The sequence below is a fragment of the Achromobacter sp. D7-1 genome (assembly GCF_059760445.1).
This window is the reverse complement of record NZ_JCBAMT010000066.1, coordinates 11,388-23,224: the sequence shown is the minus strand read 5'-3', so window position 1 is coordinate 23,224 and position 11,837 is coordinate 11,388. Positions and strand designations below refer to the sequence as shown.

Annotated in this window: 9 protein-coding genes; all 9 read left to right on the top strand. The window is 66.4% G+C overall.

Features of this window, described 5'->3' with window-relative positions:
• The first annotated feature begins 416 nt into the window (after positions 1 to 416).
• The 9 genes from AC6LKD_RS23815 (at position 417) to AC6LKD_RS23775 (ending at position 11,812) form a co-directional block, all read left to right on the top strand.
• Positions 417 to 1,523, top strand: coding sequence for an MraY family glycosyltransferase (locus AC6LKD_RS23815; RefSeq protein WP_013396215.1), 1,107 nt, complete (start codon positions 417 to 419; stop codon positions 1,521 to 1,523).
• A 101-nt stretch (positions 1,524 to 1,624) separates the two neighbouring features.
• Positions 1,625 to 2,902, top strand: coding sequence for a Vi polysaccharide biosynthesis UDP-N-acetylglucosamine C-6 dehydrogenase TviB (gene tviB, locus AC6LKD_RS23810; protein WP_498117664.1), 1,278 nt, complete (start codon positions 1,625 to 1,627; stop codon positions 2,900 to 2,902).
• A 10-nt stretch (positions 2,903 to 2,912) separates the two neighbouring features.
• Positions 2,913 to 3,938, top strand: coding sequence for an SDR family oxidoreductase (locus tag AC6LKD_RS23805; RefSeq protein WP_498117663.1), 1,026 nt, complete (start codon positions 2,913 to 2,915; stop codon positions 3,936 to 3,938).
• 1 nt (position 3,939) lies between these two features.
• Positions 3,940 to 5,289: a murein biosynthesis integral membrane protein MurJ gene (murJ, locus tag AC6LKD_RS23800; protein WP_013396212.1), complete on the top strand. Its 1,350-nt coding sequence runs from the start codon at positions 3,940 to 3,942 to the stop codon at positions 5,287 to 5,289.
• On the top strand, positions 5,290 to 6,432 hold the full coding sequence (locus AC6LKD_RS23795; RefSeq protein WP_013396211.1) for a glycosyltransferase family 4 protein: 1,143 nt from the start codon (positions 5,290 to 5,292) through the stop codon (positions 6,430 to 6,432).
• Between the two features lie 45 nt (positions 6,433 to 6,477).
• Entirely contained in the window at positions 6,478 to 8,409 is a 1,932-nt protein-coding gene (gene asnB / locus AC6LKD_RS23790) for an asparagine synthase (glutamine-hydrolyzing) (protein WP_013396210.1), read from the top strand.
• Between the two features lie 3 nt (positions 8,410 to 8,412).
• On the top strand, positions 8,413 to 9,528 hold the full coding sequence (locus AC6LKD_RS23785) for a glycosyltransferase family 4 protein (RefSeq protein ID WP_492274285.1): 1,116 nt from the start codon (positions 8,413 to 8,415) through the stop codon (positions 9,526 to 9,528).
• Positions 9,525 to 10,682, top strand: a complete 1,158-nt coding sequence (locus AC6LKD_RS23780; RefSeq protein ID WP_498117662.1) for a glycosyltransferase family 4 protein — start codon at positions 9,525 to 9,527, stop codon at positions 10,680 to 10,682. Before AC6LKD_RS23785 ends, AC6LKD_RS23780 begins: the two co-directional genes overlap by 4 nt.
• Positions 10,679 to 11,812 (top strand): glycosyltransferase family 4 protein, encoded by a 1,134-nt coding sequence (locus AC6LKD_RS23775; protein WP_498117661.1) that lies wholly within the window; start codon positions 10,679 to 10,681, stop codon positions 11,810 to 11,812. Before AC6LKD_RS23780 ends, AC6LKD_RS23775 begins: the two co-directional genes overlap by 4 nt.
• Positions 11,813 to 11,837: the final 25 nt, after the last annotated feature.

The following is an 11,837-nucleotide window of genomic DNA, read 5'->3' as shown; positions in this document are numbered from 1 at the left end:
GCCACGGTTGTCTCCTCCACCCTCCTCCTTTGGTGGATTTAGCCCGAGATCTTACGATCTCGGGCTTTTTTTTCGGCATTTCAAATGCGTCCCCATTTAAGTGGGGCGAAGCATGAGCCATACGCTTGCGCGGCGGTTCCGTCATAGGGGGATCTTCGCGTTTTCCCTCGGATTTTTCGCGTGCGTACAGACGGAAAGTTCTACAATCATTTCATGAACCCCCTATTTCCGCGCCTATGCGGTTTCGCCTTGCCGGTCCAGTCAGATGGCGAGCCGGGCGCGGCCGCGACGGCAAGGCGCCAGGCGTTACGTTCTGTGCCGGTGAATTGCACTTCCTTATTCCTCCCATATATGGGCGTTACACCTGCCCCCGATAATGGCGGGCCTGTCTCGATAGACCAACCAGAGGTGATTCGGTGACCTGGCTGTACATTTGCGTGGTCGCATTCATGGTGGGGGGACTCATCGTGGCGTCGGAGCGCTGGCATGGCGCCTTTACCGGCGACAGCGACCTCAATAAACCCCAAGCCAACCATTCCCGCGCCACGCCCCGCGTTGGCGGTCTGGCCGTGCTTGCGGGCACGCTGGCGGGCCTGCTGGTCCTCGGACCCAGCAACATGACGCTGACTTGGCTGTGGCCCGCGCTGTTCGTCGCGGCGCTGCCTGTGTTCGTCGCCGGCCTGCTCGAAGACATCACCAAGGACATCGGCGCCAGCAAGCGCCTGCTGGCCGCCTTCCTGTCGGCCGCGATCGCCTGGTGGCTGCTGGGCGGGGTCAGCCGCGTCGGCATGGCGCCGGTGGATTACGTGCTGTCCTTCTGGCCGGTGTCGCTGCTGTTCACCATGTTTGCGGTGGGCGGCTGTACGCATGCGCTGAATATCGTCGACGGCATGAACGGCCTGGCTGGCATGGTTGCCACGCTGATGGCGGTATCGATCAGCCTGGTGGCGCTGCAGGTAGGCGATGTGCCGATTTTCCTGGTGGCAGCGGCTCTGGCCTCGGCCACGCTGGGTTTCCTGGTGTGGAATTTCCCGTTCGGGCGCGTGTTCCTGGGCGACGGCGGCGCGTACTTCCTGGGCTTCATGCTGGCCGAACTGGCGGTATTGCTGGTAGTGCGCAATCCCTCGGTGTCGCCGTTCTACGCCCTGGCGGTGCTGTTCTACCCCGTCTTTGAAACCGGCTTCTCGATCTGGCGCCGCCGTTTCAAGCGTGGCGTGCCGGTGGATCAGCCGGATGCGCTGCACTTGCATCAGCTGGTGTTCCGCCGCCTGGTCCGGGTCACGTTCAGCCGGGGCCGGCGGCATGCGGTGCCGGCCTTGTGCAATGCGCTGGCTTCGCCTTACATGTGGGTGCTGGCCCTGATCGGCCTGGTGCCCGCCACCATCTGGTGGGACAACGCCTGGGCGCTGTGCGCCAGCCTGGTGGTGTTCGCCGCCGTCTATATCTGGCTGTATTCGCGGCTGGTGTCCTGGCGCCGTCCGGGCTGGCTGCTGCTGCCCTCCGTTTTGCGGACTTCGGATTAGCTTTGGGCGCCCCGGCGGTTGCCGCCGGGGGCTCAGTGATCTTTTTTAATCACCCGACCATATTTGAAATGCCGTAATCGTTCTACGGTGAAGGGAGAGTTATGTTGCGAATTCAGGATGTGAAACTCGCTGTTGTCGGCCTGGGCTATGTCGGCCTGCCCCTGGCGGTGGAGTTCGGCAAGAAGCGTTCGGTCATCGGATTCGATATCAATACGCGCCGCATCGATGCACTCAAGGCCGGCCACGACCACACGCTGGAAGTCAGCGACGAAGAGCTGAAGGAAGCGGCCCAACTGAGCTACACGGCCGACCGCGCCGTGCTGGGCCAGGCCAACGTGTACATCGTGACCGTGCCGACCCCTATCGACGAATACAAGCAGCCGGACCTGACCCCGCTGGTCAAGGCCAGCGAGACCATCGGCGCCGTGCTCAAGCGCGGCGACATCGTCATCTACGAATCCACCGTTTACCCGGGCGCCACGGAAGAAGACTGCGTGCCGGTGCTGGAACGCGTGTCGGGCCTGAAGTTCAACGTGGACTTTTTTGCCGGCTACAGCCCCGAGCGCATCAATCCGGGCGACAAGGACCACCGCGTCAGCACGATCAAGAAGGTCACGTCCGGCTCCACGCCCGAAGTGGCCGAGTTGGTCGACCAGTTGTACAAGCAGATCATCACCGCCGGCACCCACAAGGCGTCCAGCATCCGCGTGGCCGAGGCCGCCAAGGTGATCGAGAACACGCAGCGCGACGTGAATATCGCGTTGATCAACGAATTGGCCCTGATCTTCAACAAGATGGGCATCGACACCGAAGCCGTGCTGCAGGCGGCAGGCACCAAGTGGAACTTCCTGCCGTTCCGTCCGGGCCTGGTGGGCGGCCACTGCATTGGCGTGGACCCGTACTACCTTACCCACAAGGCGCAGTCCATTGGCTACCATCCGGAAATCATTCTGGCGGGCCGCCGCCTGAACGACTCGATGGGCAGCTACGTGGTGTCGCAGCTGGTCAAGGCCATGACCAAGCGCCGCATCCACGTGCAGGGCGCCCGCGTGCTGGTCATGGGCCTGGCGTTCAAGGAAAACTGCCCCGACCTGCGCAACACGCGCATCGTGGACATTGTGAAGGAACTGGGCGACTACAACGTCGACGTCGACGTGTACGACCCCTGGGTCGACCCCGAAGAGGCCGTGCATGAATACGGCCTGACCCCGGTGGCCAAGCCCGACGAAGGCAAGTACGACGCCGTGATCCTGGGCGTGGCGCACAATCAGTTCAAGGCGATGGGCGCGGAAGGCATCCGTAAGTTGGGCAAGCCGCAGCACATCCTGTACGACCTGAAGTATGTGCTTTCGCCTTCCGAATCCGATCTGCGTCTGTAAAGGAGCGACCATGACTTCCCGCTTTGAGACCGCCAAGAAGGAACTCTCGGCTGCGCCGCGCAAGTGGCTGGTGACCGGCTGCGCCGGCTTCATCGGCTCGAACTTGCTGGAAACCCTGCTCAAGTTGGGCCAGACCGTGACCGGCCTGGACAACTTCGCCACCGGCCATCAGCACAACCTGAATGAAGTGCGCGATTCGGTCACGCCCGAGCAGTGGGCGCGCTTTACCTTCATCGAAGGTGATATCCGCGACCTGGAAGCCTGCCGCCGTGCGGTGCAGGGCGTGGATTTGGTGCTGCATCAGGCCGCGTTGGGTTCGGTGCCGCGTTCGCTGAAGGATCCGATCACCACCAACGAGGTGAATATCGGCGGATTCCTGAACATGCTGGTGGCGGCGCGCGATGCCGAAGTCAAGTCCTTCGTCTACGCGGCCTCCAGCTCGACCTACGGCGACCATCCGGCGCTGCCCAAGGTCGAGGAAAACATCGGCAAGCCCCTTTCGCCCTACGCGGTCACCAAGTACGTCAACGAGCTCTATGCGGACGTGTTCGCGCGTTCCTACGGCTTCGAGACAGTGGGCCTGCGTTATTTCAACGTGTTCGGCAAGCGTCAGGATCCCAATGGCGCCTATGCGGCCGTGATTCCCAAATGGACGGCCGCGATGATTCAGGGCGAGGACGTCACCATCAACGGCGATGGCGAGACCAGCCGCGACTTCTGCTTCGTTGAAAACGCGGTGCAGGCCAATATCCTCGCGGCAATGGCCGCGCCGGAAGGCCGCAATCAGGTCTACAACGTGGCGGTCAGCGGTCGCAGTACGCTGAACCAATTGTTTGGTTTCCTGGTGCAAGCCCTGGGCAACCAGGGCGTGGTCTATGCCAAGAAGCCGGTCTACGCCGATTTCCGCGCGGGCGATGTGCGCCACTCGCAGGCCGACGTCAGCAAGGCCGGCCGGCTGTTGGGCTACGAGCCGACGCACACCGTGCTGCAAGGCCTGGAAGTGGCCATGCCCTGGTACACGCAATTCCTGCGTTGATTTGAAAGCACTCGTCAGAAAACTCGGCAGCATCCACCCGGACCACCAGCGCATCTTCAAGGGTGCCTTCCGGGTGGCGGTGTTCCTGCTGCTGGGCAAGGCCGCCGGCGCCATCAAGGAGATGGCGGTGGCGTACCGCTACGGCGTCAGCGACGCCGTGGACGCCTACCAGTTCACGATGACTATGGCCACCTGGCTGCCGGTCACCATCGTGGGCGTGTTGTCGGTGGTCCTGATTCCGGTGCTGGTGCGGTTGCGCCGCGCCGACGCCGCTGAAAGAAACCTGTTCATCGGCGAACTGCAGGGCTGGGTCGCCGCCGCGGGCATTGCATTGGCACTGTTGACCTGGTTCGCCTGGCCGCAAGTGGTGGGTGTGCTGGGGCAGGGCTTGTCGGCCCGCGTGGGCGACATGACTGGCCAATTGCTTGCCGCCTTCGCCCCGGTGTCGGCGCTGCTGCTCATCGCCGGCATCAGCGCCGCGCGCCTGCGGGCGCAGGAAAGGCACGTCAATACCTTGCTGGACAGCGTACCCGCCGTGGCGACGCTGGCCTGGGTGATGCTGGCCGCCAGCGCCGACGGCGTCGGGCCGCTGTTGTGGGGCACGCTGGTGGGTTACGCCATCCAGACCGTCTGGCTGGCCTGGCTGGCGGCGCGCGCCGACGGCGGTTTCTGGGGCGCGCCCCGGTTCTCGCTGCAATCGCCGCACTGGCCCGAACTGCTGGGCGCCGCGGGCGTGATGCTGATCGGTCAAGTCGCCATGAGCTTCGTCGGTCCGTTGGACCAGTACGCTGCCGCCAACCTGGGCGCGAACGCCAACGCCACGCTGGGCTACGCCAGCCGGCTGCTGTCGCTGGTGCTGGGGATCGGCGCCGTGTCGGTCGGGCGCGCGGCCTTGCCCGTGTTGGCTGATGTGCAAGCGCGCGGCGATACCGCTCGCGCGCGCGGCATGGCCCTGAAATGGTCGGTGCTGATGGTGGCCGCGGGCGCTGTCGCCGTCGCCGTGGGGTGGGTGCTGGCGCCTTGGGGCGTGGCGGTGCTGTTCCAGCGCGGCGCCTTCACCGCCGAGAATACCCAGGCTGTGGCCCACGTGTTTCGCTGGGGGCTGCTGCAACTGCCGTTCTACTTCGGCGTGCTGATCCTGGTGCAATTGCTGGCCAGCCAGAACCGCTACCGCGTGATGGCTGCCATCGCCGTCGCCAATTTCGCCCTGAAGGCGGTGTTGAATACCGTGCTGGCGCCCAAGATGGGCGCAGCCGGCATCATGCTGGCGACCAGCCTCATGTATCTGTTGTCCTTTGCGTGCTATCTGGTGGTGGCGATGCGCAAGGCTGAACCCAAAGAGGCCGATTGAATGCCCGAGACCGATCCCGGCCCGGCGCCGCGCGTCCTGCTATTCATCCATTCCCTGCATGGCGGCGGCGCGGAGCGCGTGGCCGCCGACCTGAGCGCGCATTGGGCGGGCATGGGCCGCGAGGTAATGGTGGTGACGCAGGCAAGCGCCGAGGGTGACGTCTACGCGCTGCACCCCAAGGTGCGCCGCGAGGTGCTGCATACGGCGGGCGAGGGCGGCGGCCTGCGCGGCATCTGGAGCAATGTGCAGCGGGTGCGCGCCTTGCGCCGTGTGGTCAAGTCGTTCCGTCCGGACATCGTGCTGGGCATGATGACGACCGCCTCGGTGCTGTCGGTCCTGGCCTGCGCGGGCCTGTCCTGCCAGGTGGTCGCGACCGAGCATACGCATCCGCCCTCGCAGACTTTGTCGGGCTTCTGGCAGCGCTTGCGCCGGTTGACGTATCCGCGCGCGGCCAGCGTGGTCGCATTGACCCGCGGCACTGCCGACTGGTTGGCGCAGCACGTGCCGGGCAGCAAGTTGGCCGTCATCCCCAACCCCGTGCACTTCCCATTGCCGCGCGCCGAGCCTGTCCTGCGGCCCGTGTCGGGCGACGGCCGCAAACGGCTGCTGGCGGTGGGCCGCCTGCACGCCGACAAGGGTTTCGACCTGCTGATCCAGGCCTACGCGCAACTGGCGGCATCGCATCCCGGCTGGGATCTGGTTATCCTGGGCGAGGGCGGCGAAAGACGCGCCCTCGAGGCGCAGGTGAGCGAGGCCGGTCTGGAGTCGCGCGTCTTCATGCCGGGGCGTGCGGGCAACGTCGGCGACTGGTATGACAGCGCCGACCTGTACGTGCTGACTTCACGCTTCGAGGGGCTGTCCAATACCTTGCTCGAATCCATGGCGAGCGGGCTGGCCGCCGTATCGTTCGATTGCGACACGGGACCGCGCGAGATCATTCGTGAAGGCGTGGATGGCGTACTGGTGCGCCCCAATGGTGACGTGGGCGCGCTGTGCCAGGCGCTGGACGCCGTCATGCGCAATGACGCGGACCGTCTGCGCATGGCGCAGGCGGCGACCGAGGTGCGCGACCGTTTTTCGGCCGCGCGCGTGCTGCAGAAATGGCAAGAACTTTTTGACGGCGTGCGCGAAGCCGGCCGATGAGGCCGCGCGCCGCGCCGTTGCTACAGTGATAACGAGAACTTCATCATGTGCGGAATAGTCGGGATTTGGGGCCCTGTCGGGAACAAGGCGCAGGTGTTGGCGGAAAGCTGCCGTCGCATCCGCCACCGCGGGCCGGACAGCAACGGATTCTGGGAAGACACCGAGGCCGAACTGGCGCTGGCGCACGTGCGCCTGGCGATCCTTGACCTGACCGAGGCAGGCCATCAACCCATGACGTCGGCCTGCGGCCGCTATGTCATGGTGTTCAACGGCGAGATCTACAACCACCTGGACATCCGCAAGCAGCTCGAGCAATCGGCGCTGGCGCCGTCCTGGCGCGGCCATTCGGACACGGAAACGCTGCTGGCGGGTTTCACCGCCCTGGGCATCGAGGCCACCCTGCAGGCCGCGGTGGGCATGTTCGCCATCGCGCTGTGGGACCGCGCCTCGCGCAAGCTGATGCTGGCGCGCGACCGCATGGGCGAAAAGCCGCTGTACTACGGCTATTCGGGCGCGGAACTGGTGTTCGCTTCAGAACTCAAGGGCTTGATGCCGATTCCGGGTTTCGGCCGCGAGTTGAACCGCAACGCCCTGGCGTCGTTCATGCGGCACAACTACATTCCCGCGCCGCAATCGATTTATCAAGGCATCGCCAAGCTGCCGCCGGGTACGTGGGTCGAATTCACGGCCGACGATACCCGCAGCCGCCGCATGCCCGAGCCGCGCGTGTACTGGTCGGCCCGCGAGGCCGCCGACACCTCGGCGCAATCGCTGCTGTCGTTCGAATCCGACGCGCAGGCCACCGATGCGCTGGAGGGCGTGCTGTCCAAGGCGGTCGGCGGCCAGATGCTGTCGGATGTGAGCCTGGGCGCCTTCCTGTCGGGCGGCATCGACTCGTCCACCATCGTGGCGCTGATGCAGTCGCAGAGCTCGCAGCCCGTGCGCACTTTCGCCATCGGTTTTCACGAGAAAGGCTACGACGAGGCGCAGCACGCCAAGGCCGTGGCCACGCATCTGGGAACCGACCATACCGAGCTATACGTGACGGCGGAAGATGCGCTGGCCGTGGTGCCGTCGCTGGCCGATATGTACGATGAACCGTTCGCGGATTCGTCGCAGATCCCGACCTCGCTGGTGACGCGCATGGCGCGCCAGCACGTCACGGTGGCCTTGTCCGGCGACGGCGGCGACGAACTTTTCGGTGGCTATTCGCGCTACTTCCGCGTGAACAACTGGTGGCAGCAATGCGAGCGCGTTCCTGCCTTGCTGCGCAAGCCCGCCGGCGCGCTGCTCAGCGCATCCACGCATCTGCCGGGGCGCGGCGCCTGGCGCGGCAAGGTCGGCAAGCTGGGAGAGCTGCTGCGCGCCGACACGCGCGGCGAGTTCTACCGCCATTTCGTGTCGTATTGGGCCGATCCGTCCAGCGTGGTGAAGGGCGGCGTGGAGCCGGTGTCCGAGTTCGCCCGGGCGATGCAGGGCTCCACCTTCGAAGCCATGATGAAGCTGGACACGGTGACCTATCTGCCGGACGACATCCTGGTCAAGGTGGATCGCGCGGCCATGGCCGTCAGCCTGGAAACCCGCGTGCCGCTGATCGACCACCGCGTGTATGAATTCGCCTGGAGCCTGCCGCACCAATACAAGGTGCGCGGCAATACCGGCAAGTGGCTGCTGCGCCAGGTGCTGCACCGCCATGTGCCGCAGGCGCTGGTGGACCGTCCCAAGCGCGGCTTCGCCGTGCCCCTGGCCGCCTGGTTGCGCGGCCCGCTGCGCGAGTGGGCCGATGCCTTGCTGGATCCGGCGCGCCTGCGCCAGGAAGGCTGGTTCGAACCCGAGCCCATCCTGCGTAAGTGGCGCGAGCACACCTCTGGCCATCGGAACTGGGACAGCCATCTGTGGGGTGTGCTGATGATGCAGGCCTGGCTCGACCGCTATCGCGGCGCCAAGGAGCAGGGAGGAACGGTTGGGAGTCTTTGACGCATGAAAATCTTGATGCTGGTCAGTTCCATGCATGCGGGCGGCGCCGAAAGAGTCGCCGCCACGCTGGTCAACGCATGGGCCGAACGCGGGGATTCCGTCATCCTGACGCCGACCTACTCGTCCAAGGGAACCTGTTTCTATCCGCTGTCGGACAAGGTCGAACTGGCCTGGCTGGCGGATCTGGCGGGTACGCGCGTGTCGGGCGCCATGGCCGCGTTCAAGCGTCTGTTGGCGCTGCGCCGGCACATCCGTGAGTCCAAGCCGGACGTGGTGGTGTCCTTCCTGACCAACGTCAATGTGGCCGCCATCCTTGCCACCCGCGGGCTGGGCGTGCCGCTCATCGTTTGCGAGCGCACCAACCCGGTGGCCGAGACCACGACGGGAACGGTGTGGCGCAAGCTGCGCCGCGTTCTGTACCCCCGCGCCGACATGGTCACGGTGCAGGCGGAGGACACTGCCGGTCCGTTCGCCCGCCAGGTGCCTGGCATCAAGCGCCTGGCCGTCATTCCCAACCCCTTGCCGGCGCCCCTGCTGGACGCGCCGATGGTGCCGCAGCGTGAAGATGACGCGCCCCGCGAGCTGCTGGCCATGGGACGCCTGGTCACCGACAAGCAATTCGACCTGCTGATCGACGTGTTCGGGCAGCTGGCGCCTGATTTTCCTGACTGGAACCTGCGCATCTGGGGCGAAGGCCCCGAACGCGGCGCGCTGGAGCAGCAGGTCGCGCGCCTGGGTCTGCAGTCCCGCGTCAGCCTGCCCGGCCGGACCGAGGCGCCCTGGGATGAGCTCGCGCGCGGGCAGGCTTTCGTGCTGAGTTCCCTGGTGGAGGGCTTCCCCAATGTGTTGCTGGAAGCCATGTCGCTGGGGCTACCCTGCGTGGCATTCGATTGCCCTAGCGGCCCGCGCGAAATGACGCGCAACGGCGAGGATGCCTTGCTGGTACCCGCCGGCAATCGCGATGCCCTGCGCGAGGCCCTGCGCCGCCTGCTGGGGGACCTCTCCTTGCGCCAGCAGCTGGGCATGCGTGGCGCTTTCGCGGTGCGGCAGCGCTATGCGCTGACCAGCGTGCTGGGGGAGTGGGACGAATTGTTCGATGCCGTGCGGGAGGGGCGATGAACGCGCGGCGGCTGCGTGTCCTGCACATCATCACCGGCCTGGGGCAGGGAGGCGCGGAGTCCGTGCTGTTCCGCCTGGCCACCTATCCCGAGGCGGACGTGGAGCACGTCGTGGTGTCGCTCACCGATGAGGGTATCTATGGCGAACGCCTGCGCGCTGCAGGCATCGCCGTGCATGCGCTGGGTATGAAGCGCGGGCGCATCACCCTGGCCGGTTTCATGGCGTTGCGCTCGCTCATCGCCGCAACGCGTCCCGACGCGGTGCAGACCTGGATGTACCACGCCGACCTGATCGGCGGCCTGGCGGCGCGCCTGGCGGGCGTGCGCGCCATCGCCTGGGGTATCCGCAATTCTGGCGAGCATCTGGAACGCAGCAGCCGTTCGGCGCGCATGGTGCTGCGGGCATGCGCGCTGCTGTCGGGTCGCATACCGAAGGCTATTGTGTGCGCCGCCCAGAAGTCGGCGCAGCGCCATGCCGACAAGGGCTATGCGCGCGAGCGCATGGTGGTGATCGCCAATGGCTATGATCTGTCGCGCTATGCGCCCGACGGCGAGGCCCGGGTGCGCATGCGCGCGCAATGGGGCTTGCCGCAGGACGTGCCGGCCATCGGTTGCGTGGCCCGCTGGGATCCGCTCAAGGACCATGCCAACCTGCTGCGCGCTGTCGCGGCATTGGTGCGCGACGGCCGCGATGCCGGACTGCGTTGCGTGCTGATAGGCCGCGGCATGGATCCGGCAAATGCCGAGCTGGCCGCCTTGATAGACAGGCTGGGCCTGCGCGACCGGCTGGTGCTGGCGGGGCCTAGCGACGACGTGCCTGCCGCGATGAATGGACTGGACCTGCATGTGCTGTCCAGCTGCGCCGAGGGCTTCCCCAACGTAGTGGCCGAGGCCATGGCTTGCGGCGTCTACTGCGTCGTGACGGATGTGGGCGACGCCGCCTACATCGTCGGCGATGCGGGCGTGGTGGTGCCGCCGGAGCAGTCCGAGGCGCTGGCCCGCGGCATCGAAACGGCCTTGCGCGAGGTGGCCTCGCGCGGCCGCGAACGCGCAGGCGAGGCGGGCCGCGCCCGTGTGCTGGAAAATTTCGACCTTGTGCGCATGGTGCATAGCTACATCGCGGTGTGGCGCCGCATTTCAGGAGCACAAGCATGAGCGCCGCGCGCCGCCTGCTGTTTGTCGTCAACAATCCGGCTTTCTTCATGTCGCACCGCGTGCCGGTGGCGCTGGCCGCGCAACAGGCGGGCTATGAGGTGCACGTCGCCACGATGGACGGCCCCGCAGTGGCTGAGATCGAGGCGCTGGGCATGACGCACCACGCGATTCCGATGACGCGTAGCGGCAAGCATCCCTTGCAGGAACTGGGCACGCTGCTGGCCTTGATCCGCTTGTTCCGGCGCCTGCGGCCTCGGATCGTGCATCTGGTCACGATCAAGCCCGTGCTCTACGGGGGCATCGCCGCGCGCTTGACGCGCGTGCCGGGCATGGTCGCGGCGATCTCCGGCCTGGGCTTCGTGTTCCTGTCCAATTCGCTGAAGATGAAGCTGGTGCGCGCGGTGGTGGCGCGCCTGTACCGGCTGGCGCTGGGCCACCCCAACAGTCGCGTGATCTTCCAGAACGCCAGCGACCGCGATCTGCTCCAGTCGCTGGGCGCGGTGCGCGACGCCCAGGTCGTCATGATCCGCGGCGCGGGCGTGGATCTGAACGAATACCGTGCCCAGCCCGAACCGCCGGCCCCGCCGGTCGTGGTCACCATGGTCGCGCGGCTGCTGCGCGACAAGGGCGTGCAGGAATTCGTGCAGGCGGCAAGGCTGTTGCGCGAGCGCGGCTTGCCCGTCACGATGCAGTTGGTCGGCGGCGTGGATGCCGGCAATCCTGCTTCGGCGACGCCGGACGATGTGGACGCCTGGCAGCGCGAAGGCTGCGTGCGCGCGCTGGGCGAGCGTTCCGACGTGGCCGCGCTGTACGCCGCTTCACATATCGCCGTGCTGCCTTCCTATCGGGAAGGTCTGCCCAAATCGCTGATCGAGGCCGCCGCTTGCGCGCGGGCGGTCGTGACCACCGACGTTCCCGGCTGCCGCGATGCGATCGAGCCCGGCGAGACCGGGCTGCTGGTGCCGGTGCGCGATGCGCAGGCGCTGGCGGACGCCATTGCCCGTCTGGCCGAGGATCCCGCCTTGCGCCAGTCCATGGGCGCTGCGGGCAGGACGCTGGCCGAGCGCGAGTTCAATATCGAGCGCGTGGCGCGCCTTCAAGTGGAAATTTACGACGCGCTTGGCGCCTGAGCGGAAGTGCCGGCGCTGGCCGGTC